The 25347-nt window shown below is 43.9% G+C and carries 22 protein-coding genes; 8 read left to right on the forward strand and 14 right to left on the reverse strand.

Annotation, left to right across the window (positions count from 1 at the left end):
* The first annotated feature begins 61 nt into the window (after positions 1–61).
* Complete coding sequence (gene glmM / locus EO130_RS12420; RefSeq protein ID WP_127141824.1) at positions 62–1450, forward strand: phosphoglucosamine mutase; 1389 nt, start codon at positions 62–64, stop codon at positions 1448–1450.
* Here glmM and EO130_RS12425 read toward each other — a convergent pair.
* A complete protein-coding gene (locus EO130_RS12425) occupies positions 1447–2364 on the reverse strand; it encodes a lysophospholipid acyltransferase family protein (protein WP_127141825.1) in 918 nt (305 codons plus the stop codon). The genes glmM and EO130_RS12425 overlap by 4 nt on opposite strands.
* Positions 2365–2417: 53 nt before the next feature.
* Here EO130_RS12425 and EO130_RS12430 point away from each other — a divergent pair, with 53 nt between their 5' ends.
* Positions 2418–3068, forward strand: coding sequence for a rhomboid family intramembrane serine protease (locus EO130_RS12430; RefSeq protein WP_127141826.1), 651 nt, complete (start codon positions 2418–2420; stop codon positions 3066–3068).
* A gap of 258 nt (positions 3069–3326) precedes the next feature.
* On the opposite strand, the gene EO130_RS12435 is transcribed toward EO130_RS12430, so the two are convergent.
* Both EO130_RS12435 and EO130_RS12440 read right to left on the reverse strand, forming a co-directional pair.
* Complete coding sequence (locus tag EO130_RS12435; RefSeq protein ID WP_127141827.1) at positions 3327–4448, reverse strand: DUF4369 domain-containing protein; 1122 nt, start codon at positions 4446–4448, stop codon at positions 3327–3329.
* A gap of 99 nt (positions 4449–4547) precedes the next feature.
* Positions 4548–5048, reverse strand: coding sequence for a hypothetical protein (locus EO130_RS12440; RefSeq protein WP_127141828.1), 501 nt, complete (start codon positions 5046–5048; stop codon positions 4548–4550).
* Positions 5049–5136: 88 nt separating this feature from the next.
* On the opposite strand from EO130_RS12440, the gene EO130_RS12445 reads away from it, so the two are divergent.
* Entirely contained in the window at positions 5137–8052 is a 2916-nt protein-coding gene (locus tag EO130_RS12445) for an FAD-binding and (Fe-S)-binding domain-containing protein (protein ID WP_127141829.1), read from the forward strand.
* Here the strand turns inward: EO130_RS12445 and EO130_RS12450 are convergent.
* Positions 8023–8940, reverse strand: a complete 918-nt coding sequence (locus tag EO130_RS12450; protein WP_127141830.1) for a UDP-2,3-diacylglucosamine diphosphatase — start codon at positions 8938–8940, stop codon at positions 8023–8025. The genes EO130_RS12445 and EO130_RS12450 overlap by 30 nt on opposite strands.
* Before the next feature lie 193 nt (positions 8941–9133).
* Here EO130_RS12450 and aroC point away from each other — a divergent pair, with 193 nt between their 5' ends.
* Positions 9134–10198: a chorismate synthase gene (gene aroC / locus EO130_RS12455; RefSeq protein WP_127141831.1), complete on the forward strand. Its 1065-nt coding sequence runs from the start codon at positions 9134–9136 to the stop codon at positions 10196–10198.
* Positions 10199–10255: 57 nt separating this feature from the next.
* Positions 10256–11569 (forward strand): dicarboxylate/amino acid:cation symporter, encoded by a 1314-nt coding sequence (locus EO130_RS12460; RefSeq protein ID WP_127141832.1) that lies wholly within the window; start codon positions 10256–10258, stop codon positions 11567–11569.
* On the opposite strand, the gene EO130_RS12465 is transcribed toward EO130_RS12460, so the two are convergent.
* The 8 genes from EO130_RS12465 to EO130_RS12495 all read right to left on the reverse strand — a co-directional run bounded on the left by EO130_RS12465 (position 11566) and on the right by EO130_RS12495 (position 19132).
* Positions 11566–11970: a thiol-disulfide oxidoreductase DCC family protein gene (locus EO130_RS12465; protein WP_127141833.1), complete on the reverse strand. Its 405-nt coding sequence runs from the start codon at positions 11968–11970 to the stop codon at positions 11566–11568. The genes EO130_RS12460 and EO130_RS12465 overlap by 4 nt on opposite strands.
* A gap of 81 nt (positions 11971–12051) precedes the next feature.
* Complete coding sequence (locus EO130_RS15485; RefSeq protein WP_206513149.1) at positions 12052–12198, reverse strand: hypothetical protein; 147 nt, start codon at positions 12196–12198, stop codon at positions 12052–12054.
* Positions 12199–12242: 44 nt separating this feature from the next.
* Positions 12243–12494, reverse strand: a complete 252-nt coding sequence (locus EO130_RS12470) for a hypothetical protein (protein ID WP_127141834.1) — start codon at positions 12492–12494, stop codon at positions 12243–12245.
* Between the two features lie 175 nt (positions 12495–12669).
* Positions 12670–13152 (reverse strand): hypothetical protein, encoded by a 483-nt coding sequence (locus EO130_RS12475; RefSeq protein ID WP_127141835.1) that lies wholly within the window; start codon positions 13150–13152, stop codon positions 12670–12672.
* Between the two features lie 158 nt (positions 13153–13310).
* Positions 13311–14678 carry a hypothetical protein gene (locus EO130_RS12480; RefSeq protein ID WP_127141836.1) on the reverse strand — a complete coding sequence of 456 codons (1368 nt, stop codon included), beginning with the start codon at positions 14676–14678 and terminating at the stop codon, positions 13311–13313.
* Positions 14679–14794: 116 nt separating this feature from the next.
* On the reverse strand, positions 14795–15280 hold the full coding sequence (locus EO130_RS12485; RefSeq protein WP_127141837.1) for a hypothetical protein: 486 nt from the start codon (positions 15278–15280) through the stop codon (positions 14795–14797).
* Positions 15281–15471: 191 nt separating this feature from the next.
* The gene (locus EO130_RS12490; protein WP_127141838.1) at positions 15472–17148 is read right to left on the reverse strand and encodes a DUF885 domain-containing protein; all 1677 of its coding nucleotides are present in this window, start codon (positions 17146–17148) and stop codon (positions 15472–15474) included.
* An 82-nt stretch (positions 17149–17230) separates the two neighbouring features.
* The gene (locus EO130_RS12495; protein ID WP_127141839.1) at positions 17231–19132 is read right to left on the reverse strand and encodes a tetratricopeptide repeat protein; all 1902 of its coding nucleotides are present in this window, start codon (positions 19130–19132) and stop codon (positions 17231–17233) included.
* 312 nt (positions 19133–19444) lie between these two features.
* Between EO130_RS12495 and EO130_RS12500 the strand changes: the two genes are divergently transcribed.
* On the forward strand, positions 19445–21031 hold the full coding sequence (locus EO130_RS12500; protein WP_127141840.1) for a thiol-activated cytolysin family protein: 1587 nt from the start codon (positions 19445–19447) through the stop codon (positions 21029–21031).
* Between the two features lie 145 nt (positions 21032–21176).
* Here EO130_RS12500 and EO130_RS12505 read toward each other — a convergent pair whose 3' ends face one another.
* Positions 21177–23348, reverse strand: a complete 2172-nt coding sequence (locus EO130_RS12505; RefSeq protein WP_127141841.1) for an endonuclease MutS2 — start codon at positions 23346–23348, stop codon at positions 21177–21179.
* An 84-nt stretch (positions 23349–23432) separates the two neighbouring features.
* Here EO130_RS12505 and EO130_RS15490 point away from each other — a divergent pair, with 84 nt between their 5' ends.
* Positions 23433–23576 carry a hypothetical protein gene (locus EO130_RS15490; RefSeq protein WP_164732912.1) on the forward strand — a complete coding sequence of 48 codons (144 nt, stop codon included), beginning with the start codon at positions 23433–23435 and terminating at the stop codon, positions 23574–23576.
* Between the two features lie 8 nt (positions 23577–23584).
* The gene (locus EO130_RS12510) at positions 23585–24250 is read left to right on the forward strand and encodes a uracil-DNA glycosylase (RefSeq protein WP_127141842.1); all 666 of its coding nucleotides are present in this window, start codon (positions 23585–23587) and stop codon (positions 24248–24250) included.
* A 209-nt stretch (positions 24251–24459) separates the two neighbouring features.
* On the opposite strand, the gene EO130_RS12515 is transcribed toward EO130_RS12510, so the two are convergent.
* Positions 24460–25308 (reverse strand): substrate-binding domain-containing protein, encoded by an 849-nt coding sequence (locus tag EO130_RS12515; RefSeq protein ID WP_127141843.1) that lies wholly within the window; start codon positions 25306–25308, stop codon positions 24460–24462.
* Between the last annotated feature and the right edge of the window lie 39 nt (positions 25309–25347).

Raw genomic sequence — 25347 nt, forward strand, 5'->3', positions numbered from 1 at the left:
CAAATTCAAAACATGGAATCGATGTTACCCCATTATATTTGCAAAAACTTTTTTAACAATTATGACACTCATCAAATCCATTTCCGGCATACGAGGCACCATTGGAGGGCGCACAAACGATAACTTAACCCCCGTTGATGCGGTGAAATTCGCTGCTGCTTACGGTACATGGTTGCAATCGTACGCCGCGAAGGATAGGTTGAAAGTAGTCATTGGTCGGGATGCCCGTCTGTCAGGAGAAATGATTCAGAATTTGGTGGTCTCCACCTTAGTGGGATTGGGAATTGATGTTATCGATTTGGGATTGTCCACTACGCCCACGGTAGAGATTGCGGTTCCTTTGGAAAAAGCGGATGGCGGCATTATTTTAACGGCCAGCCATAACCCAAAACAGTGGAACGCCCTCAAATTGTTGAACGAAAAAGGCGAGTTTTTGGATGCGGAGCAGGGGGCTAAGATTCTGTCCCTGGCCGAGAAGGAAGATTTTGAATTTGCAGAGGTCGATGATTTGGGTGAAATCACAAAGAACGATTCCTACATCGATATCCATATAGATGAAGTGCTGGAACTACCGTTGATAGATGCCGAGACCATTAAAAAAGCGAATTTTAAGGTAGTGGTTGATGGCGTCAACTCGACAGGGGGGATTGCCATTCCCAAATTACTGGAAGAATTGGGGGTTGAAGTCGTGAAGTTATACTGCGACCCTACAGGACACTTTCCACACAACCCAGAACCCTTGAAGGAACATTTGGGGGACATTTGCAGGAAAGTAGTGGAGGAAAAGGCCGATTTTGGTATTGTAGTGGACCCAGATGTGGACCGTTTGGCATTTATTAGCAATGATGGGGAAATGTTCGGTGAAGAATACACGCTGGTGGCCTGTGCCGATTATGTGCTATCCAAAACCAAAGGAAATACGGTATCCAACCTTTCCTCTTCCCGTGCTTTGCGCGATATCACGGAAAAACATGGGGGCACTTACGAAGCTGCGGCAGTGGGAGAGGTGAACGTAGTGACCAAGATGAAGGCCAACAATGCCATTATTGGTGGAGAGGGCAATGGTGGAATCATTTATCCTGAAAGTCATTACGGACGGGACGCCTTGGTCGGGACAGCTTTGTTCCTAATGCTGATGGCCGAACGTGGCGGAACGGTTGCCGAACTTCGTGCTAGTTACCCCAGCTATTTTATGAGCAAAAAGAAAATTGAATTGACGCCAGACTTGGATGTTGATGCGCTGTTGGAGGCCATGCACCTCAAATACAAGGATGAGGAGGTATCGACCATTGATGGGGTGAAGATTGATTTTCCAGAGAATTGGGTGCATTTAAGGAAATCAAATACAGAACCCATTATCCGAATTTATACCGAAGCCAAGTCCCAAGCCGAAGCCGATGGATTGGCGGATAGGATAATTGCCGAAATCAAGGAAGTGGCTGGAATCTAGGAATTGACCGTTTTTAATGGTTGTTTTTGAAATTCCGCGGGCACTTTGTCCTTGTGTTTCCAACGTTTATGCGTCCAGAAGTAATATTCGGGCGCTTCCCGGATGGACTTTTCGGTCTCCCGTAAAAATGCATCGGTGATTTTGTAATCTGCTACCTCTGTCGGGTTTTCAGAAAGTACTTTGACCGTAGCTTCATAATAGCCCCTTCCAATTTTACGTGTCTTGAGATAAACCGGGACAATATCGTTGGCTTTACAAATTTCCTCGCCGCCTACATGGACAGGCACCACTATTCCCATGAAATCCGTCCAGTATTTGGCCTTGATAACCATGGGCGACTGGTCGCTAATAATACCTACCATGAGCAACTCCTTACTTTCCTTGGCCGCTTTCAATATTTTTCTGGATTCCCTGGTGGAAATGAGTTGGGTATTGAATCTGCCCCTTAGATTTCTTACGAGTTGATCAAAGTATTTGTTCTGTACTTTTTGGTAGATACCGTAGCCTTTGGACTTTATTTGGAGGTTCAAGGAAACCACCCACTCCCAACTGGCATAATGCGGCAGCATGATCATGGTGTTTATGCCTCTTGCTTCAAGCTCGTGAAGCACTTCCATATTGGTTACGGTGAAGCGCTCCTGAACTTCTTTATTACTAATGCCCAAGGTTTTGATCATCTCCAGAAAGATGTCGCACATATGCCGAAAGAACTTTTTCTCTATCAGCAATCGCTCCTTTTCCGATTTTTCAGGGAAAACAAGGGCCAAATTATGGCGAACCACTTTTTTGCGATACCCGATAAAGTAGTATAGGAGTATATAGACCCCATCGGAGATAAAATAAATGATTTTGAAGGGAAGTCTGGAAATCAACCAGAGCAAAGGATAAACAAGGATATAAACTACCAGCTGCATAGACTATTCTTGTGTGCAAATATAGCTATATTTGAACCCAAACCTTTATTTACATGCTCAATTTACATATCGCTACGATAGCCATCATGGCTGCCAATGTGCTGGTTTCACTACGTGGTTTCAATAATATGGCTTTTTTTGACCGATACAAGTTCAGTATCAGCGCCATACAAGCAGGCCAACGGGAACGGATGGCCACCTCTGGCTTTTTGCACGTGGATTTCTCCCATTTGTTCCTGAACATGTTTACACTTTATTTTTTTGCTCCCGTGGTGATCGGTTGGTTTGGCTCCATCAAATTTTTGATCATCTATTTTGTGAGTTTACTGGCAGGAAGCCTCTTGGCCTTGGTTTTTCATAAAGATGAACCCTTTTACAGTGCCGTAGGCGCCAGTGGTGCGGTTATGGGGGTATTGTACGCAGCGATACTGCTCAACCCTGACATGCAATTGGGCATTATGTTCATTCCCATTCCTTTACCCGCCTATGTTTTGGGTATTGCCTACTTGTTGTATTCCATTTGGGGCATGAAGAGCCGAATGGGCAATATTGGACACACCGCGCACTTTGGAGGTGCCATAGGAGGTTATGCGACCACTTTATTGTTCAAACCGGAGCTTTTTGTTACCGATACTCTGATTGTGGTGCTCTTGGCCATTCCCATCATCATCCTTTTTGTTCTCGATAAGATGGGCAAGATTTAGCTTGAGTTGGTAAGCTAAAATGCAACGGGTAACTCCTTGGGGACATGGTTTTCTATGCGAATGGATTCCGTGTCAAGCACGGAATGACAGTCGCTCTATTGGGGTGGGCTCTGTTTCGAGTAAGGAATAACAGTTTCCCGATGAGGATAGATTTGTGTCAAGCACGGAATGACAATCATCCATCCTAGTTTCAGCTCATTCCATTAAAAAAGGCCTTGAAACTTCAAGACCTTTATTTGTTATTATGGTATGGCTGACTTAGCTCTTGCCCAGTATTTCGGCCACTTTTTCTTCCAAGGCCGGACCTCTTAGATCTCTTGCTACGATAACACCGTTTTCATCCAACAAAAAGGCAGCAGGAATGGCGTTGATGTTGTACAAACGCGCAATCGGGTCTTGAAAACGCTGTAGGTTGGAAATGTGGTTCCATTCCAATCCATCTGCTTCAATGGCTCCGGTCCATTGTTCGGCTTGGGTATCCAAGGAAACGCCCAAAACGTCAAAACCTTTTTCATGATATTTTTGATAAACAGATACGATATTTGGGTTTTCGGCACGACAAGGTCTGCACCATGCGGCCCAAAAATCGACCAAGGTAAGTTTAGCGTTACTGGTCACATCACTAAGTGCTAGTACATCCCCAGTGGGTGTTGGAGCAGAAAAGTCCGGTGCTACGGCACCCACTTCGGTTGATTTTAAATTTTCCAACTGCTCCGCAATCTTTTGGGCAGGTTCTGTTTGCTTCATTTCTGGTGTAAGGGCCTCGAACATCGACTTGATTTCATCCAACGGGGCTGATTTTGTGGCCAAGAGGTTGCCAATGATCAAGACTGATACGTAAGCGTTCGTATGGTTCTTTGCAAACTCAAGATTGAAGTTTTTGGCGTCTTCCTGAAATTCCATAAACTCTTCACGAAGTGCAGTTACCGTTGCAGTATCCTGTTGCTGTGCCGCCATGCGCATATCGTCCTGCATGGACCTTGCTCTTTCGGAAAGCTTTCGGGATTCTTCCAAAAAGTCCATGAACATTTCGTTTTGTTCGGTTCCTTTTAGCTCTGCGTATCCAATACTATCCTTTTGGAATTCTATTTCGATGTTACCGTTCTCAACGATCAACGGGGCATTTCCTCCGGTCTTATCCACAAAAAGGTAATACATTTTCGGCTCGGCCTGGCTTCCGCTAAAGCTGAACAGTCCGTTTTCCACTGTGGCAGTGTCGATATCCACCAATTGGTTTAGGGAATCGGTGGTTTTCAAAAATATTTGGGTTCCATTTTCGGGCTCTCCGGTAATGGTTCCGCTCAATACGTATCCTTTGGGGTCAGAATTACAAGCACCTATTAAAAGTGCACCTAAGGATATGGCTAACAGTTTTTTCATTTCAAAAAATTTAGATCGCTAAGGTATTCAATGTTTGTGGCATAAAAAAACCCTTGGCTTTTCAATAAGTCAAGGGCTGGTCAAACAAAAATCTTATGGTTAGAATTGGTATCGGATACCCAATGCAATATCAAAATCAAAATCGTTATCGAAACCATCGTACCCTACTAGACCAATTTCAGGTCTAAAATCCAAGGATAGGAGCAGTGGAATATCAAAATCGTATTCTACACCGATATTACCCGCCGCAAACACGAACAAACCATCGTTATCATCAGTAAAGTCCGGTTCTGGTCTATTAAAGTCAACGCTTCCCAGTCCACCGCCAACGCCGTAGTACCAGTTAAAGTTTCCATCCAAAGGTCGGACCCATTGGTATACCCCGGTCAATTTAAATGCATCAAACTCGCGGCTGTCCCTCCAGCCCAAGTTGAATTCCGCACGGTTGTAACGTCCAATCGATTTTTGATAGGAAATCTCGGCCCCAAAGCCGTCGCTATCACCCAATCGTAATCCCAAAGCATGTTCTGAGATGTTCTGCGCACTTAAGCTTACTGTTGCAAACAAAAATAAAACGGATAATAATGTGGTAATCTTCATGAGGTTCTCGTTAAGTTAAAAAATAGAGATAGTTTTGTAATACATTTACGTTCTAAAAACCATTTTAGTTCCCAAAAAGTATTCCAAGTTGAATAAAAAATTGTTAAAAGACCTCTCTAAATCCTTGGAAGGGGAGTTGTTGTTCGACGAATTGAGCAGAGCCATTTATGCCACAGATGCTTCGGTGTATCGTAAACTGCCCCATGCCGTGGCCTACCCCAAAAATCCAAAGGACATTAAAATCTTACTTGCTTTCGCAAACGAAAATAAGATTGGATTAATTCCGCGGACTGCAGGTACTTCTTTGGCCGGACAATGCGTAGGGGAGGGCATTGTGGTGGATGTGAGCCGACATTTCACACGGATTATCCATTTGGATAAGGACAAAAAACAGGTGACGGTACAACCCGGAGTGGTGCGGGATGAACTCAATCAATATCTACAACCCTTTGGTCTTTTCTTTGGTCCGAACACCTCTACTTCCAATCGCTGCATGATTGGAGGGATGGTTGGGAACAATTCCTCTGGAACCACATCCATACAATATGGCGTTACCCGCGATAAGGTTGTTGCGATGCAATGTATCTTGTCCGATGGGAGCGAAGCCTGTTTTACGGATACCTCCAAAGCAACATTTGAAAAAAAGAAAGCGGGAAGCTCTTTGGAAGCCAACATTTATCGGCAACTTTATGAAGAGCTTTCCAATCCTGAAACCCAGCATCAGATAGCCGTTGAATTCCCCAAGCCCAGCATCCATAGGCGCAATACGGGCTATGCGGTGGACGAATTGTTAAAGAATCAAGTTTTTGGGGATGAAACGGACGAATTCAATTTAAGTAAGCTTTTGTGTGGTAGCGAAGGCACTTTGGCCTTTACAACCGAAGTTACCCTACAGTTAGACGACCTGCCTCCTCCATTTGCGGCCATGGTGGCTACCCATTACCATACCTTGGAGGATTGCCTAAGCGATGTGGCCCCTGTGATGCAGCACAGTCTGCACCTTTGCGAGATGATGGACAAGGTTATCTTGGACTGTACCAAGAACAACCGTGCACAGCTGGCCAACCGATTTTTTGTAGAGGGTGACCCTACAGGAATTTTGATGTTGGAGGTCAAGGCCGATTCCAAGGAAGATCTAGAAAAGCAGTTGGAGGCCCTGCTAAAAACCATTGAAAAGTCAGGGTTGAGCTACGCCAGTCCTGTTTTGTACGAGGACGATATCAACAAAGCCATTGAGCTACGCAAGGCCGGATTGGGGCTTCTGGGCAATATGGTCGGGGATAGAAAAGCTGTTGCGTGCATCGAGGATACCGCAGTGGCTTTGGAAGACCTAAAGGATTTTATTGGGGAGTTTACCCAAATCATGAAGGAATATGGTCAGGACGCCGTGTACTACGCACATGCAGGGGCAGGAGAATTGCATTTGAGGCCCATTCTCAACCTCAAAAAACGGGAGGATGTGGTATTGTTCCGCAGAATTACCACGGATGTGGCCCAACTTACCAAAAAGTACCAGGGCAGTTTTAGCGGGGAACATGGAGATGGCATTGTACGGGCCGAATTCATACCTTTGATGATTGGGGAGACCAATTACCAACTGTTGAAGCGGGTGAAATCCCTTTTTGACCCCAATGGAGTCCTGAACCCGGGCAAGATAGTGGATGCCTACCCCATGGATGAGTCCTTGCGCTACGAGGTGGACCGCCAAGAGCCCGAAGTTTCCACCTTAATGGATTTTTCGGACAATGAGGGAATCCTAAAAGCAGCCGAAAAATGCAATGGGAGTGGGGATTGCCGCAAGAGCCACCACATGAGCGGCGCCATGTGTCCAAGTTATCAAGCTACCAAAAATGAAAAAGATACGACTAGGGCCAGGGCCAATGCACTAAGAGAGTTTTTGACCAATTCCGAAAAAACGAACCGCTTCGACCATCAAGAGCTAAAGGAGGTCTTTGACCTATGTTTGAGTTGCAAGGCCTGTGCCAGCGAATGTCCCAGCAATGTGGACGTGGCTACCTTGAAGGCTGAGTTTTTGTACCATTATCAAGAAGCCAATGGCTATACCTTGCGTAGCAAACTGTTTGCCCACAATACCCAATTGAACGCTCTGGGCAGTAGGGTTGCAGGTATCACAAACTGGATGTACGAATCCAAAACCATTGGGAATTTCATCAAAAAAGCTACTGGAGTGGCACCAGAAAGGAGTTTGCCTAAAGTGGGCCGTTATAATTTTAAGGGTCACTTGGAACAGTATCGGGTTAAGCGGACCGACCTTTCCAAAAAACAGGTAGTGCTTTATATCGACGAGTTTGTCCAATATTTGGATATCCAAATTGGTAAGGATGCCATCGAATTGTTGTGTAAACTGGGGTATGACGTAAGTCTTTTTTACGGGGAGAGTGGCAGGACCTATCTGTCCAAAGGATTTTTAAAACAGGCCAAAAAATTGGTCGCCCGTAATTTGGAACGGCTTAAGCCCATTTTGGATGCCGGAACGCCCATTGTTGGCCTGGAACCTTCGGCCATACTTTCTTTTAGGGACGAGTACCAACGATTGCATGAGAACAAAGGAGAATTGACCAAACTGGCTTCGCAATCTTTTTTGATTGAGGAATTTCTGGCTTCAGAAATTGCTGCAGGCCATATTACTTCGGATAGTTTTACTCAAGAAGAACGAAATGTAAAAATTCATGGACATTGTCATCAAAAAGCTTTGAGCAATCAAAAAGTGACCTTTGATGTGCTCAACCTGCCCGAAAATTACAAAGTCACCATTATCCCTTCGGGTTGTTGTGGCATGGCAGGTTCATTTGGGTACGAAAAGGAACATTACGAAGTAAGTATGCAGGTCGGCGGATTAAAGCTGTTTCCTGCGATAAATAAGAGTGCAACGGACACTATCATTGCGGCGAATGGAACCAGTTGTAGGCATCAAATCAAGGATGGGACGAAAAGGGAAGCGATGCATCCGGTCTCAATCTTGAGACAGGCCCTTATTGTCTGAAAAATCAGGGTCGATATGTTCCTCCCGCTCGCTAAACTGTTCTTCGGTCAGGTTCTCCATCCTCACTTCCTTGTCGGTAATGGAAGCAATAAGATCGTTCATGTCCATTTCCTTTAGGTCTTCGTCCATGAAGAAAGGGGAGAGGCGGTCGTGGTTGTAATGGTAAATTTTCCAGCGTTTAAAGGAATATTCCAAAGCGGTGAGGTTTTCCACCCAGTCGCCGGAGTTTAGATAGGTGCATCGACCATATTTGTTTTCGTAGATCTCTTTTTTGGGTTGATGGATGTGTCCGCAGACCACGTAGTCATATTCATTTTCTATGGCCAGTTCTGCGGCGGTCTTTTCGAAATCGTTGATGTACTTTACGGCTCCTTTTACACTGTTCTTTATCTTTTTGGAAAGGGAGTATTTCTCACGCCCCATCTTGGCCAAGCACCAATTGAGGGAGCTATTGATCAAAATGAGCAGGTCGTACCCATATCCGCCCAATTTGGCCAGCCATTTGGCATTTTGAATGGAAACATCGAACACATCACCATGAAAAATCCATGCTTTTTTGCCGTCCAGGTTCAACACCAATTTGTTCATGATCTTAAAGTTGCCCATTGAAGTATCACTGAACTTACGGAGCATTTCATCATGATTTCCAGTGATATAGTACACTTCGGTTCCTCTCGATGCCATTCCAATAATTTTGCGCAAGACCTTTAGATGCGAAGGCGGAAAGTATCGCTTACTAAACTGCCAAATATCGATAATGTCTCCGTTTAAAATGAGTTTTTTGGGCTGAATACTGTTGAGGTATGTGATAAGCTCGTCGGCATGGCAGCCGTAGGTTCCTAAGTGAACATCCGAGATAACTGCCAATTCTATCTTCCTTCTTTTCAATCGAATAGGGTTTAGTACAAAATAAACTGGTAGGAATAAAATAGAAATCAATTCCAAATCATTAATTCATGAGGATATTGTTAAAATAATATCACCTTAAAGTGAATTATGTTACAATAACATTAAGCAAAAAGCTTGTTTTTGAATTAGCTTTGTATCTGCTACCTTTGAAGGCAATCTAATTTTATACCGAATGGCAGGAAATTCCTTTGGACAACTTTTTAGGCTCACCACCTTTGGTGAATCTCACGGAAAGGCGTTGGGCGGCATTATTGATGGTTGTCCCGCCGGAATATCCTTGGACCTCGAAAAGGTACAAGAGGAGCTTAACCGAAGAAAACCGGGTCAGTCTGCCATCGTTACCCAACGCAAGGAACCGGATACGGTCGAAATCTATTCCGGTGTGTTTGAAGGTAAAACCACGGGAACGCCCATCGGTTTTGCCATTCACAATACCAATCAAAAGTCTAAGGATTACTCACACATCAAAGATTCTTATCGGCCTTCTCATGCCGATTATGTGTACGATAAAAAATATGGTTTCCGTGATTACCGAGGTGGGGGCAGAAGTTCCGCACGCGAAACGGCCAGCAGGGTGGTGGCAGGAGCCATTGCCAAGCAGTTTCTGAGCGATATCAAAATCAATGCCTTTGTTTCTCAAGTAGGCGAAATGAAGCTGGAGAAACCCTATCAAGAATTGGATTTTTCCAACATAGAATCCAACGCAGTGCGCTGTCCGGATACCGAAATGGCCGAACAGATGGAAGCATACATCAAATCCATCAAAAAACAGGGGGATACCATTGGCGGGGTTATCACTTGTGTGGCCCAAAATGTACCCATTGGTCTTGGAGAACCTGTTTTTGATAAGTTGCACGCCCGATTGGGAGAGGCCATGCTGTCCATAAATGCGGTAAAAGGTTTTGAATACGGAAGCGGCTTTGCGGGCGTCGCCATGAAAGGCAGTGAGCACAACGATGCTTTTAACCCGGATGGTACTACAAAAACCAATCGTAGCGGCGGTGTCCAAGGCGGTATCAGCAATGGGATGGATATTTATTTTAGCGTTGCCTTTAAGCCAGTAGCCACCGTACTACAGTCCTATGATACCATCAACAAGGAAGGGGAGCAGGTAACCACCCAAGGCAAGGGAAGGCACGATCCCTGCGTGGTGCCAAGGGCTGTGCCTATTGTGGAGGCCATGACCGCATTGGTGTTGGCAGACTACACCTTATTGGCCCGGACCAACAAAATCTGATGGCCCGTTAGGAGGTTTCCTCTCAATAAAGTATCTTTCCGACCATAATTTTATTTTATGAAGAAATTGGAATTACACTGGCAAATCCTCATTGGGATGGCCTTGGGTGTTTTGTTTGCTTTGTTAATGGTTCAATTTGATTGGGGCCCAAAAATTGTATCGGATTGGGTCAAGCCTTTCGGAAATATTTTTATCAACTCGCTTAAACTGATTGCCGTGCCTTTGATTTTGGCATCCTTGATCAAAGGAGTATCCGACTTGAAAGATATTTCCAAGCTGTCAAAAATGGGAGGGCGAACCATAGGTATTTATGTAGTCACTACCATTATTGCCGTTACTATCGGTTTACTTGTCGTGAATGTGGTAAAGCCCGGCGGTTCCATTACGGAGGAAACCCGTAACGAACTGGTTGAAAACTACAAGGGCGATGCCGATAACATCAAAACGGCCGCAGACAAACAAAAGGAGGCCGGCCCATTGCAGGCGCTTGAAGATTTGGTTCCGAGCAACATATTCAAGGCGGCCAGCGACAATGGCAATATGCTTCAGGTTATTTTCTTTGCTATCTTTTTTGGAATTGGGCTCATTTTGATTCCAGAGAAAACCGCTGAACCGGTTAAAAAATTCTTCGATGGCTTTAACGAAGTCATTTTAAAATTGATAGATATCATCATGCTGGCCGCACCTTATGGTGTGTTTGCGCTGTTGGCCGCCTTGGTGGTAGAGTCGCCAAGTTTGGACCTATTCCAAGCATTGGCCTGGTATGCCTTCTGTGTGCTTTTAGGTCTAGTGCTTATGTTGTGCGTGTATCTGTTGATCGCATGGATTTTTACCCAGACCAAACCCACATTTTTCATGAAGGGAATGTCCCCTGCACAATTATTGGCATTTTCAACTAGTTCCAGTGCCGCTACATTGCCGGTTACCATGGAAAGGGTAGAGGAGCATTTAGGAGTTGAGGAAGAGGTAACCAGTTTTGTTTTGCCCATAGGAGCTACCATCAACATGGATGGAACCAGTTTGTACCAAGCCGTGGCCGCTGTTTTTATAGCACAGGCCTTTGGTATGGACCTAAGCCTTTCTGCTCAGTTGGGAATTATTGTTACGGCAACTCTTGCTTCGATAGGGAGTGCAGCTGTTCCAGGCGCTGGAATGGTGATGTTGGTCATCGTATTGGCACAAGCAGGGATTCCTGAGGCAGGACTTGCACTGATTTTTGCGGTGGATAGACCGTTGGATATGTGCAGGACGGTCGTGAACGTTTCCGGTGATGCCACTGTTTCTTTATTGGTTGCCAAGTCTGTAGGTAAATTGGGTGAGCCCAAAATAAAGAATTGGGATGACAACTATCGAAAACAAAAAGATAGTTAATCCAAAAACTTGGCTTTAAGTTCAGGGGTCGGAATCATACAGGCATCTTGCTTGCCGAACCACTTGTACCGGTTTTTGGCCACAAAGTCATAAATCCGGTCGCGGATGGGGGTTGGAATCCAAGTGAAGATGGCCGATAGTTTCCAGATTCCGCCTAAATCTTGGGCAATTTCCAAGGCAGCATCGGATTTGGTATAATAGGCCACCCCGGGCTCTATCAAAATAATGGAATCGATTTTACTGGTATCGATTTGCCGCTGGGCCACCAACTCCTGTCCAATGTCACTTTGGAGGGCTGCATAGCGAAAGATGTCCTTTTTGTCCCTTTTGATGACAAATTGAACAGCGTTGTTGCACAAATTGCAAACGCCATCGAACAGTATTATCTTTTTATCTTCCATAGTGCTGTCATTCCCGCGAAGGCGGGAATCTATTTCTTTACCCCAAAGATACGCAGCAATCCCCTCAAAGCCTAGCGATTTCTAATAGCCGGCCAATGCAAAAATGGTATCAGGAGGCAGTTCACTAAGCTCAAGCACATCTTTGCCGGATTTGGCCATCGCTTTTCGAATGAGATAGTTTCCGGTTCGGTATCCTACAGCCAGCCTGCCATCGGGGTGTTGGAACATCCAATGTTGATAGTTGGCATTGATGGGCAAGGATCTAATCTCCTCTACCCATTGCTCTGCAATCGCTGCTTCTGGTGGTGTATCGGCTTCCGTACGTTCGCCTGTATATTCTTCGGAAATTGTCCGATTGGAAATCCGACAACGCTATTTATAAATCCGTTTAAATCCATCTGTTTTTGATTCACATCATCTCCCATTGATAAGAACAACAAAACAACAGTTAATACAAACAGTCCAATCATGATCAAAACCATCATTAATATTATTTGGTAAATAGTTTTAGTTCCGTTTTTCAAAATTTAATTTTTGACACCTCGTTTGAATATGTTGCCCAACGGTTCGTGTATGGCTTCGTTGCGGAAAACGTCCACCGGACTTTTCCGCCATAGCCCTAAGTTAGCGAACCAGGCTGGTATTTCCGTATGGAAATTCCAACGGCAATGAGCTATACATAATGATAGCCACTGTTATTTATTTTGGATTATACTTAGCAAATGTCTTTTCCATTTTTTTAGCGATTACTTTTGCGTTGGAAATTGCAATTTCCATTTTTTCGAAATCCTTTACTCGTAATCTTTCTCGGTGATTTTCGTCCATAAAATAGATGCGATAGACTTTGCTTCTTTCAGTAAATTCCAAACCAGTCCTGCTAAATCCAGTGCTTTTAATGTTCATCATTAAAACCGAAACATCTGTGTAGGTACTTATACTTTTCCATTTCCCCAATTTGATGAAAAAGAGACCAATGTATTCCTTAATTTTTTTGTTTTCATATTCCAGTATCACACCTTTTCGAGTAAAAGCCATGGTCAAGCCTATGATGAATAGAGAAATTCCGCCAACAATTCGGTAAGGAAAAGTAACAAGCAAAAGAACCCCTGAAATAGTTAAAGTCACGCCGATTATTCGGAACATCAATGGAAATAAGTATTCCAGTTTATAATCGGTTTTCAAATTATTGGATTTTAAAAGTGGCTAACGGCCATGGCTATGGCAAGTGCGGGATTTTTAAACCGCTTTCTTGTCCACCTACCGTGATTTTATTTAGTTGTAATATCTTCATTTTTAAGCAGTCAACCCGTATTTGCTATAGCCGATGTTGGCGGTAGTTTTTATATTATACAATTTCTTAATTCAGTCAAAAAATCTTGTTTCTTGTTCTTTAAGTCTAAATATACGGAAATCGGTTTTTGCGTTCTAAATGCTTTTTGTTTATCTGATGCTGTTTTTTCATTTTTATATAACCAAGCTAATGGAGATACTGCCAAAGGTAAAATTGATACTTCATTTATTATTAGAGGGACAGCAACATTAGCTGATGCCCAATATTTTCTCGATAAATCAGCTTGTTTTTTTATTAAATCCCATTCAGATTCAGCTTTTTTGATTTCTTCTATGAAACCTTCTTGAATGAATCGTATTTTTTGTTCATCAATTTCGTTAATATCTATTTTCGAAAGTTCACTATATATTTTTTTTAGCTCTTGTCTTACACCTTCCAATCTTCCTTCTTGTCTTATTTTCAATGCAAAGGCTGTATCAACATTATTTAAAAATGTTAAAGGCATTTGTGAGTACAAATGATTAGTTTTAGTCCAGAAGTCATTTACTCCCATTTGTTTCATTTGATACCAAACTGTTTTCGATGGTGTATAGATATTTCCTCCAGTTAATTTAGAGACATATTGCATAGCTTCTATTGCTCCGCCACTTTTAGTTGGCGTAATCATTCCATCTTTATTAAAAATGCTTTTGTCAATCTTATCCCATAGAAGATTGGTTTTAGATATATGTTCAAGTACTTTGACTGCAAAAGATTCCGCTTCTTTATTAGTGAAAATAGGGTTTTGTAGAGAAAGTATATCTTGAATTATTTGGTCTTTAGTTTTATTTTTTGAGTAAATAGCAAATTGTTCAGCTAAATGATTCTCTGCTGATTCTTTTCCGATTTCAAAAAATTCATCAGGATTTGACTTTAGTACTCTTTCTTTTATTTTTTGGTCAATCTTACCTCTTAAGTCTAAATCATATTCACAAGGATTTATTACTAGTTTTACGATTCCTGCTTTTACCCATTTTTGAATTACTATGTAAAAGTATAAAGCGTCTAAAAAATCAGGTAACCACCTTTTGGCATTTCTTCTAGGGTCAATACTTTGATTGGTAACAGATGGATTCTGTAGAGGATGAAATACTAATATTTTGTCAGAATAAAGTGAAAATCTAACAATTTCACCTATGATTCTATTTGCTTTTAAAGTTGAATAATGTATACTAGAAAATGTACTTTTTAAATTTCCTAATTCAGTTGAATAATCAAAATTTCTTGGATATAATTTAGCAAATACACGATAGGTCCTTTTAACTTTTAGTTGAGTAATATTCTTAGCAACATCATCCCAAGTTTTACACTTCTTTAAATCAAAAGTCTGATTTAAGAAGTCATAAAATTTGTCGTTTTGTTCATCGAAATAATCCATTCAGTTCAAATTACCGCCAACGGTCTCGTGTATGAGTAGTTGCGTGGGTTAGCGCTTAACTTTACAAGCCAGCCCTGAGTGCAGTCGAAGGGTAGTCGAATCCGCCGTAATTGCGGTTATACATTGTTGGCAACAGTATTTAATTTATTATACATTATTCCTACTAATATTACAAAACAAATAATTGAACTTAATTGGTTTATAAGAATCTCATAAAAAACAAATTCTGTACTGAGTAATTCATAAGATTTAAATACTTTATTCTGGTATTCTTCTCCTAAGTTATTGTCAGTAAATGGAATCAGAAACCAAAAAAAGTACAAGCCTATATTAGCCAGAACTCCAGCGGTCATTTTTGATTTAATTTTTCTCTTTTCATTCAATTCAGAATTAATGAGATAGTTCATTAGTTTTAAGAACAATACAACCGCTAATACAACACTTGAGTAAGCAGCAATTGCACTGGATAATAAAATATCTAAATCTGTTAAAAAAAAAATTCTTTCTAGGATTTTAAACATCAAAGTGTGAAGCCCTAACGGAAATAATACTCCAAATAAAATTCCTACAGAAATAATTCCAAATAATTTGTCTTTTCTCATATTGTTGCCAACTTGTTTATAGAAACATAAAAGACATCCATATACCTTCAAAAAGGCCTATAACCAATGTATTTCACCATCGGTTACTAATTTCACCGAAATTTCCTTCAAAAGCAATAGCGTAATCTTCGCAGTTGTAAGAAGTTATCAACCAACAACTGTTTTGTGTTTCATAAAATAGGTGGGGTGGACTAATCCGCTTTAATCATCTTTAAATGCTCCTTGGACCCCGTCATCTGCCAATGTCCCAAGGACATGGGAATGCAGCCAATACCGTTCAAGGTGTCGAAAAAGTCCTTAAGCACAAATTCCTCTCCATTTACCTCCTTTTGATGGGCGTATGCGGCCATGGCACTTTCCAATAGGTACTTTCCGGTGATGTAACTGGTGCCATACCCGGGTTGGCGCAAATAGAGGTGCTGTTCAAAAATGAGCAGTTCCTTTTCGGTTTTCATCCAGCCCCTTGGGGTGTATTCGCTATGGATGCCGCCTGCTTCTTCCATGGTCATTTCATTGGCGTGGGCGTATAAGGAGCCCAAGCCCCTTGCTGCACGCTGCGCAATCATGATATACACTATCTCACGCGCCCTTGGACTGTCTTCGTACAGTCCGGCCTGCATAAACATTTCTTCCACGGCGGTTGCGGTTCCCTCGTTTCGGGAATCCCAAATATTGTACAACAAAGGGCCTTTCCGGATTTCACTGGGGTGCGGCTCGGTATCCATACGTGCCAGTTCAAACCAATGGTAAAAATGGGAATAGAGCGGTCTGGGGTCGTAATGTTCACCTATGGTGAAGAAATTGCGTTTTTCCTCGGGGATGAACTCGCCCAAGTGCTCGCGTAGGGCGGTATCAAAATAGGGTTTTACGGTAACGATGTCCTGCTGGTCCAGAAAATTGATCAAACTTTTGGCGGCTTCATCGGCCATGGCATCATAAGCTTCGGGGGAATCCGCAGCGACCAACTCGGGCAGGTTTCTATTTTTATGTTCCTCCAGTTTTAGGGAGGCCCACGCGCGGTCCAGTTCCCGTTTTAGGATCATTACCTCATCATCCCAGGTCAAGGGCACCAAATGGACATTTTGCAAATACCAGGTATAGTTTTCCTTGCCAATTCCGGAGGGACCTGTTTTGGTCTCCGCTTCGGCCCGTAACCAAGTGGCAAATTCGTTGGTGGATGATATGGCGTTATCGATCACTCCAATCAATTCGATATCCTCCGCAAGGCTTGGCTGTTTTTTAAGTTCGGATAATACCTCGCTTTGGGTTTCAATATCCCGAATCCCCGCAATCCATAAATCCTTTGCGTTTCCGGTCAGGTTTTTTTGCGCTTGTTTGTTCAGCGGAGCAATTACTTTTATGTCATTTAAAAGTCTGTCCCTTTCTTCTTTTGAAAGGGGGAAAGTGTAGGTCCAGAGCTCCGTGGTGCCATGATGGGTGGGTCCTTCGTGGGCGGGCACATCGCTTCTGGCGGTCCAAACCGTTTTGTAGTAGGCAGGATCGCGTACCCAAGGTTTCAATATCCGATGGTTAAAATCGTAGCCGTTCATTTCGGCCCATACGATCATCCAATCCACTTGGTTTTCCACGGACCAGTTGGTGGTGTCGATAGCTTGTAGTTTTGACTGCAATTCTTTAAACTTTGGCCAGCGTTTGTCAAAGGTCTCCGCGGTATAATCGGGAGCTCCGTCCAATAGAGGTGGATTTTCAAAGGTTCGCCATTCCTTGAACAGGGCGACCAAGTCCCCATAATCGTTGGAGGTAAATGTGGTTTCGGTCTGGTTTTCTTCTGTACCGCTTTTCTTTTCGGTTTGGCAACCGATACAAAGTAAGGTCAGTAGCGCTAGGGTGATGGTGGTTGTTTTCAATGGGTTGCTATTTAGTTGGTCTCTAAGTTCGCCTAAATAGGGTTCAAAAACAACAGCTAATGAAGTGGATGATGAATTTGACCTACAAGGAACCAAGAAAATTGGACAGATCCATGTCCTTATCCAATCCCAATTTCTTCTTTAAGCGGTATTTCGATTTCAGGATACTATCGGGCAGCACATTCAGTGTGGCCGCAATTTCCTTGGTGGTCAGGTTCATGCGCAAAAAGGCGGCCAACCGGATTTCCTTTTCTGAAATATCTTGATAGATCGTCTTGAGTTTTTGGTCAAAATCATTGTGTACCTCCGCAAAGTAGGTTTTGAACACTTCCCAATCCTTGTCCGAGGCATTTTCTTTTTTTAGCAGCATCACAATCCTCCGAAACTCCATCTTGAACTTTTCAGGCGAGTTTTTGATGTTCTCCAGGTTGTCCATCAACTCTTGGATAAAGGTATTTTTTTGCACCAAATTCAGGGTCTGACTGGTGAGCTCCTTCTTTTTGTGGGCAATTTCCTGTTTGTAGATTTCCTCCTGCTTTTCGCGGGCAATCTTGTTTTTCTTCATTTTCTGACGGTAACCGAACACCAAAAGACCGGAAAGGGCTAGGGCAGAGGCCATACCTCCAGCGTATAAACCTTTGGTGAGTTGGTCCACCTTTGCCTTTGCGTTCAGCGTATTGATTTCCTCTTCTTGCAGGGCGATTTCGGCTTCTTTCTTTTCGGTTTCATAAATGGTTTTGAGTTCTTCTATTTGCTGGGACTTTCTACTGTTGAAAATACTATCGTTTATGATTTGATATGTTCTTAGGTCCGCTATGGCATTGGTGTATTTGCCCAAGCTTTCGTGGATTTGACTGCGTTCCTTGTAGGATTGTCCAAGGATGGAAACGGCACCAATGCTTTCGGCGATTTCAATTACGCGATCCATTTTTTTAAGGGCTTCGCTAAACTCTTTGGATTGGTAATCAACTTGTGCAAGTTCTTTGAGCGAAGAAGCTATGTCCAGTTGTATGCCAGTACTTTCCGATACCTTGTAAGACTCTTCCAAAAACGTTCTTGCATCATTCAAGAGCCCCTTTTTGGAATAAATTCGACCCAAATCCCGTAATGCAGTGGATAAAGTTGATTTTACACCCACTTCTTGTGCCAATGTCATGGCAGCTCTTTGGTACTCCTCAGCCTTTTGCATATCCCCAAGCGCTTCAGCGGCCAATCCCGCATGGTTGGCGGCATAGGATTGGTATACCTTATCATCTTCATCGCGATAAATGGCAAAGGCTTCCTCCTCATAGGCAAGGGAAGCGTTAAAATTTCCAAGCTTGTATTCAATCTGCCCCAATTGCAACAATGCATCTCCCTTTCGTACCTTGTCTCCCACCTCTTCAAAAAAGCGTAGCGCATTTAGGGTTTCATTTAGGGCCAGGGTATAATTGCCCTTGTCCATGTAAACGCTTCCCAAAACCTCATATTCTGCACCGATCAGATTGAATTCCTTTAAATCTGTCTCGTTTCTGTTTTGATCATTATAAAGTGCGATGTTTCGGTGGGTAATTTTAATGGCCCTGTCGTAATTTCCTTTTTCACGTTCAATTCCGGCTAGGGAATGGTTGGCAAAAATTTGTCCTCTGATGGATTTTATTTCCTTGAATTTTTCCAATGAAAGCTCATAGAAATAGGTAGCTGAGTCGTTCTCGGTTCGGTTGGAAAAATAATTCCCAAATTGAAGATAGCCATTGGCAATTCCCTTTTTATAGTTCAGTTTTTCCGAAAGGTCAAACGCTTGTTGTGCGTAGTCTCGCGCCAAATCGGGGTCTGTGAACATCATCCGTTCATGTATTCGGGAAAGCAGTTGCGCTTTTTCAATGGTTTCTGGAAGTTGTTCGGTGCGGGTGATCAAACTGTCCAATTCTTTTTCCCGGCCTTGGGCGTTCATGGATTGCCCAAAAAGGGAAAGTAAACTTACAATAATGACGAAGTGTTTCACGAGGTTATGCTTTAATACTTTCTAAAGTAGTAAATAATACAAAGCATCGTACCCATTCAATATCGGCATCTAAACCTTCTTGTCCATACATTGTCCATGGATTTGGATGGGGTTTACTTTTTTAGTAACACCATAAAACATTGATTTTCAAACTAATAAACTCTTTATGAATATCTTGTGTACAACCAATGTCCATCTCCATTAAACCGTATTAAATCCTTATGTGTCCATACTTTGTCCATATCAGTAAATAGGTTGCTAGGGGTTTGAGGTCTAATTTCGACAACGTTGAACCCTTTAAACCAATTAGTTATGAAATCAATTTCAAAAAAAATCAACTTATGGACCTTGTTGATATGGTCCATGACATTATGCCTCGCTGTTTCGTGCAGCAAGGATGAAGGAACGGACCCTCCCATTGACAATGGGGGCGAAAACGGAGGCGAAAATGGCGGTGAGGAAAATGACGACCTGCAGGCCATCAATGCGTACATTGAAAATCTATCTTACAATCCCGATGAGCTTTTAAATGTTCAAGATACGGGTGGGGGCGCCACGGAACGTACCGTAACCAATGATAATACCATAAATACAGGCCCTACATTGGGACAGCTTTTCGAATGCAGGACACAAGACTACAATTTGGAGTCCAATTTTGATGATGTGGCCATTTTGCGTCCGACCAATGGCATTGTTTTTCCCGGGGCTTTGGTCGTGGGCAACCAAGGTATGCTGGATGGCGCTCCAGACCCTTTGACCTTGGGTCGGGCACCGGTAACGCTTCGGTTGGACCTACCGGGAATTGGATCGCAAGGGAACATTGTGGTGGACAATCCCACAAACTCCTCCGTACAGTCCAGTATTGATAATGCTTTGGAGTGGTGGAACGCAAACGCCTACCAAGAGGGGTATGTGAACGCTTCCAATTCTTCTTATCAAGCTTCCACTTCATACTCTTCCAAGCAATTTAGTTTGGATGTTGGCCTGAATGTGGAATGGGCCACGGGATCATTGGCCTCACAATTTGAATATGAAAGCACAACGGAGAAGCGATATGCCGGGGTAGTGTTCAAACAAGTTTTCTACACGGTGACGATGGACACCCCAAGCTCTCCAGGAAGTGTTTTTGATACCTCTGTAAGCCAAGCCGCTGTTGCTTCTGCCATGGATTCCGATACACCACCAGCCTATGTGAGTTCCGTTTCGTACGGACGCATCATTATGGTGCGTATGGAAACCACCAATACGAATACGTCGGTTGAGCTGGATGCAGTTTTGGAATACGCTGGTGGCGTGAGTGGTGTGGGAACGGTCAACTCGACCTATGATGAAATTTTAAAAACGTCCAACATAACGGTGGTTACCATTGGCGGAAATGCCGAAGCAGCCTCCGAGGCCATCAATTTAGCGGATATTGAATCGGGTTATGGTTCTTTGAACAGTGTAATTACGGGAGAGAATGCGGTGTACAGTAGAGATAATCCGGGAGTGCCCATTGCCTATACCATTCGGTACTTAAAAGACAATACGCTGGCCAAAATGGGGTATACCACGGATTATCGGGTGGAAAGTTGCCAAACATTTAGGTATGATCACGCCAGTGTTGACGTGGACAACAATTCAATTTTTGATGTTCGGTACAGGTTTATTTATAAAACCGCGGGAACCAACAATACGGTAATTGGTGGCTATAACACCGTAAACAATGGACAACGCTCCGTGAAAAGTCCACCGGATGGAGCGCACGATGTGGAAGTGGAATTCCAGTTTCAGGATGCTTTTGTTTGGAGGGCATTGGGAAGTCCTAGGTCTTATGGATATCTGAGCAGTCAAAAGTGCTTCGAAGTGACCAATAATTTACTTCTTCAGATTACACTTTCACCCATTAGCTGTAATTAACTAGTGCTGACAGTCGGCCGCTCAAGTGGGGTTCAACCATTTGATGCCGGCTGTTTTTATTCCCATCAACTAGGGAATAACTTAGCGATTTCTCGTGGCTACGCTCACTCGAAATGACAATACATGCCATCCAGATATTGAGGATTTATTTCTTCGCCTCGACCAATTCCAGTTGGTCCACGCTCACATTGGTAGTGAACATTCCGTAATTGACCACGGCCTTGCCTTTTTCCAAGGTATCGATACTGCCCACGGCTTTGCCATCCTGCAAGCGCACGCGGTCGCCCACCTTAAACACGGGTCGGGGTTTGTTCTTTTCGGCCTGGATTTCTTTCTTCTTTTTGATCTTCTTCTCTACCCGCACCTTTTTGATCTGTTGCTCCAGTTCTTGGGCCACCTGCTGTTGCTCCTGTTGCTTCTCCTTGGCCTTTTTGGCCGTGGTCTTTCTGCGTTTGCTGTTCTCGGTTTCCACAATGCGAAGCATTTCAGAGATCAAAGGGCGCTTTTTCTTGTCGATGAAGTATTTTTCGGCGGCGGTGTTCACCTTGTTGCCCAATTGGATCATGCGTTGGTTGTGGTCGTACATCTCCTGATAGCTCTCCAACTTGGACTTGATCTTCGAGTTCAGCTTTTCCAACCGCTCGGATTCTTCACGCGCCTTGATTTCCTCTTCCTTCAGCTTGGAGCCCGTCTCCACCATTTTGCTGCGCTCTTTCTGCAGTTTGGCAATGGTGGCATCAAACCGGACCTTGCCGCGTTCAATTTTCTTCTTCGCCTTGTTGATCAAGGAATAGGGAATACCGTTCTTTTGGGCCACCTCAAACGTAAAGGAGCTGCCCGCTTCGCCCAATACCAATTGAAAGGTGGGTTCCAGCGTTTTGGCGTTGAACAGCATATTGGCATTGGTGGCATGTGGCAATTCGTTGGCCAAGGCCTTGAGGTTGGCGTAGTGGGTGGTGATGACCCCATAGGCTTCACGCTCGTAAAAGACCTCCAAAAAGGCTTCCGCCAAAGCACCGCCCAATTCGGGGTCGCTACCCGTTCCAAACTCATCGATGAGGAACAAGGTCCGTTCGTTGCACTTCCGCAGGAAACGGTTCATGTTCTTGAGCCGATAACTGTATGTACTTAGATGATTTTCAATAGATTGATTATCCCCAATATCCGTTAAAATCTGGTCAAAAAAGCAGACGGAGCTACGCTCGTGCACGGGTATCAGCATCCCGCTTTGAAGCATGACTTGAAGCAGTCCGATGGTCTTTAGCGTGATACTTTTTCCGCCCGCATTGGGCCCAGAAATCACGATAATACGGTTTTCCGTATGCAGTTTAATGGTCTGTGGCCAGGTCTTTTCGTTCTTTCGTTTGTTGGACAAGTAGAGCAGGGGGTGGAAGGCATCCCTCAGATACAGCTCCCGCTCCTCGTTGATTTCGGGCAGCAAACCGTTCATTTCGTTGGCATACTTGGCCTTGGCTGCGGTAATGTCGGTTTCCGCCAAGTAGGATTGGTAGGCTTTCAACAGTTCCAAATAGGGCCGAATCTGGTCTGTTAACTGGTTGAGGATACGTTGGATCTCTTCCTTTTCCTCAAACTCCAGATTGCTCAATTCGCGGGTGTAGGACAGGGTGGCTTCGGGCACAATGTAAACGATGCTTCCCGTTTTGGAAGTGCCCATCACGGTGCCTTTCACCTTTTTGCGGTGCATGGCCTTTACGGCCAACACCCTACGGTTCTCCATCACGGATTCCCGGATTTCATCCAAAAAATCCGAGGATTGATAACGCCCCAATGCGCTATTGAAGCTTTGGTTGATCTTGCTCCGTACTTCATTGATCTGCATTCGAATCAAACGGAGGTCGTTGGAAGCGGAATCCTTGACTTCGCCGAATTTATCGATTACCGCGTCAATGGCATCGGGAATCTCAGGATGCAGCTCCAGTCCGTTGACTTTATCAAAGAGCAAAGGATAGTATTCCTTGAATTTTTTAAAGAATTTTTGGTGGATTTCCACTGTCCTGCAAATCCCCCCAATTTTTCGGAAACCTGTAATCTCCAGCGTGCTATTGTCAATCTTCAATAGGCCTAGCTCACTATTGATATGGTCAAAACCATGATTGGGAATGCGGTTGTCGTTGGAAAAAGAGGCCAAATACTCCGAGGTTTGCCCCAGTACATCCATCAACTCCTGTTTTTTTCGATACGGTTGGATGTCCAGCGCCCGTTCCTTGCCCAATTCGGTATTGCAGCGTGCAGCGAGTTGGGTCAATACGGTCGGGAATTCGAGGTCTTGAAGTGTTTTGGAGTGAATGTTTCGCATCTTTTTCTACTAGCAGCGCAAAGATAGGATTTTGAAGTGTTTTGTAACCGTAGTGCCTGTAAAAACAATCGGCATTGTGTACTTTTGACAGCTACGGAAAACCAATGGACCCATTGGAGCGTTATGAGAAGTGATAATACAGTAATCTATATCATTGCAGCAGTGATTTTGCTGCATTTTGTGGTCGGCATTGGCTATTTGATCTATAAATTGACCAAAAAGAAATAAGGAACGGCATGAACGTGAACATTGAACCTAGCTGGAAAGTACAGTTGGACCGGGAATTTGAACAATCGTATTTTCAGGATTTGGCAACATTCGTGAAACAGGAATATCAAAACCACACCTGTTACCCAAAGGGTAAGGATATCTTTTCTGCTTTCGATCACTGTCCGTTCCAAGAAACCAAAGTGGTGATTATAGGGCAGGACCCATACCATGGGCCCAATCAGGCCAATGGCCTCTGCTTTTCAGTGAAGGACGGTATTCCGCACCCGCCGTCCTTGGTAAATATTTTTAAGGAAATCAAAGTGGATGTGCAAAAACCTTATCCGCAAAGCGGCAATTTGGAACGTTGGGCGGAGCAGGGCGTGCTGCTGCTCAATGCAACGCTTACGGTGCGGGCACATGAAGCAGGGAGCCATCAAAATCGGGGCTGGGAACGCTTTACGGACGCGGTCATCCAAACGGTTTCGGGTGAACTGGAAGGGGTGGTGTTTTTGCTTTGGGGCGGATTCGCCAAGAAAAAAGCAAAGCTTATTGACAAAACCAAGCATCATATCCTCACATCGGGGCACCCTAGTCCTTTGAGTGCCAACCGGGGTCTGTGGTTCGGCAACCAGCATTTTAGCACTACGAACAAATTGTTAGCCCAAATGGGGAAAGAGCCAATAGATTGGTGAAACCTGTCACCTCGAGTCTTTCGACTTCGCTCAAGATAAACTCAAGTCGAGAGGTATATTGGTTACTAATGATGGAATTAATCGGGCTCGACTCCACTCAAGATGAACTCAAATCGAGAATTAAACGAAGCCGCTTTTGGTGTATACGGTCTCGACCGCGCCTGTTTGCCGACAAAGGCAGGTTCGACTTGACATCACTTTTGGAAAAACTATTTCCAAAGGAAGTGTGATGAATCCTGAATCTTCTCTATCAAATTCAGGTCGTGCAGCCTAGCCTGTACCTCATTGATGGTCTTTTCGGGGAGCTGTTCCTGCCCCCAGTGCGTTTTGGAGAGCCATTGTTGGATATCTTCCAATTGCTGTTCGTAGCGGTTGGACAGGGTTCTATCGATACTGGGAATTTGTTTGAATTCCACCGTATAGGTATTGATGACTTCCAAAATGTGTTTCACTAAGCCTTCATTCGCTTGAAGAAAGTTCTTGTTGGCAGCCACCACAAAGCAGGGCCATGGAGTAGGGCAGTCGCCAACGCGCTTGAAGATTCCCTTATCTACCAACGGTTTTGTGGTGAAATGTTCCCACATAAAATAAGCACCTGAGCCTTGGGTCAAGCTTTCTACGGCACCATCAAGGTTGTGGATGATCTCAAACTGGAGCTTTTCCGTGTCCCATCCTTGGTTTTGCGCATTGATGTACGCCATGAGATGACTTCCGCTCCCCATGCGGCTGATGGCCACTTTGTCGTGCTCAAGAGATGCGATGGAATTTCGGTCGCTGTTTGCCGCAACATGGATGCCCCAGAGCAAGGGGGACGATACATAAGTTTGCACAATCTTGGAGGGATTGCCTTGCGAGATACTCTTTATGATGCCTTCGGTGAGGATAATGCCCATATCGGCTTCACCATCTTGAAGCATTTGGGCCATTTTGCCCGTTCCTTCGGGTACATCGGTCCATTCCAGTTCAATTCCCCGATCTTCGAAGGCGTTGTCTTCCATGGCCAAGTGCCAAGGTAGATTAAAGTGTTCCGGAACTCCAATAATGCGTACCTTTTTCATATCATTCTGTGCTTAGTTGCTTAAAAATAGGATGCCATT

This window comes from Flagellimonas marinaquae (assembly GCF_003992675.1).
In the GTDB taxonomy this organism is placed as follows: domain Bacteria; phylum Bacteroidota; class Bacteroidia; order Flavobacteriales; family Flavobacteriaceae; genus Flagellimonas; species Flagellimonas marinaquae.

What these genes read in the sequence shown, in the direction of transcription:
- glmM (WP_127141824.1), top strand. Translation starts at nt 62, where the DNA reads ATGACACTCATCAAATCCATTTCCGGCATACGAGGCACCATTGGAGGG.
- EO130_RS12425 (WP_127141825.1), bottom strand. Translation starts at nt 2,364, where the DNA reads ATGCAGCTGGTAGTTTATATCCTTGTTTATCCTTTGCTCTGGTTGATT.
- EO130_RS12430 (WP_127141826.1), top strand. Translation starts at nt 2,418, where the DNA reads ATGCTCAATTTACATATCGCTACGATAGCCATCATGGCTGCCAATGTG.
- EO130_RS12435 (WP_127141827.1), bottom strand. Translation starts at nt 4,448, where the DNA reads ATGAAAAAACTGTTAGCCATATCCTTAGGTGCACTTTTAATAGGTGCT.
- EO130_RS12440 (WP_127141828.1), bottom strand. Translation starts at nt 5,048, where the DNA reads ATGAAGATTACCACATTATTATCCGTTTTATTTTTGTTTGCAACAGTA.
- aroC (WP_127141831.1), top strand. Translation starts at nt 9,134, where the DNA reads ATGGCAGGAAATTCCTTTGGACAACTTTTTAGGCTCACCACCTTTGGT.
- EO130_RS12460 (WP_127141832.1), top strand. Translation starts at nt 10,256, where the DNA reads ATGAAGAAATTGGAATTACACTGGCAAATCCTCATTGGGATGGCCTTG.
- EO130_RS12465 (WP_127141833.1), bottom strand. Translation starts at nt 11,970, where the DNA reads ATGGAAGATAAAAAGATAATACTGTTCGATGGCGTTTGCAATTTGTGC.
- EO130_RS15485 (WP_206513149.1), bottom strand. Translation starts at nt 12,198, where the DNA reads ATGTTCCAACACCCCGATGGCAGGCTGGCTGTAGGATACCGAACCGGA.
- EO130_RS12480 (WP_127141836.1), bottom strand. Translation starts at nt 14,678, where the DNA reads ATGGATTATTTCGATGAACAAAACGACAAATTTTATGACTTCTTAAAT.
- EO130_RS12485 (WP_127141837.1), bottom strand. Translation starts at nt 15,280, where the DNA reads ATGAGAAAAGACAAATTATTTGGAATTATTTCTGTAGGAATTTTATTT.
- EO130_RS12500 (WP_127141840.1), top strand. Translation starts at nt 19,445, where the DNA reads ATGAAATCAATTTCAAAAAAAATCAACTTATGGACCTTGTTGATATGG.
- EO130_RS12505 (WP_127141841.1), bottom strand. Translation starts at nt 23,348, where the DNA reads ATGCGAAACATTCACTCCAAAACACTTCAAGACCTCGAATTCCCGACC.
- EO130_RS12510 (WP_127141842.1), top strand. Translation starts at nt 23,585, where the DNA reads ATGAACGTGAACATTGAACCTAGCTGGAAAGTACAGTTGGACCGGGAA.
- EO130_RS12515 (WP_127141843.1), bottom strand. Translation starts at nt 25,308, where the DNA reads ATGAAAAAGGTACGCATTATTGGAGTTCCGGAACACTTTAATCTACCT.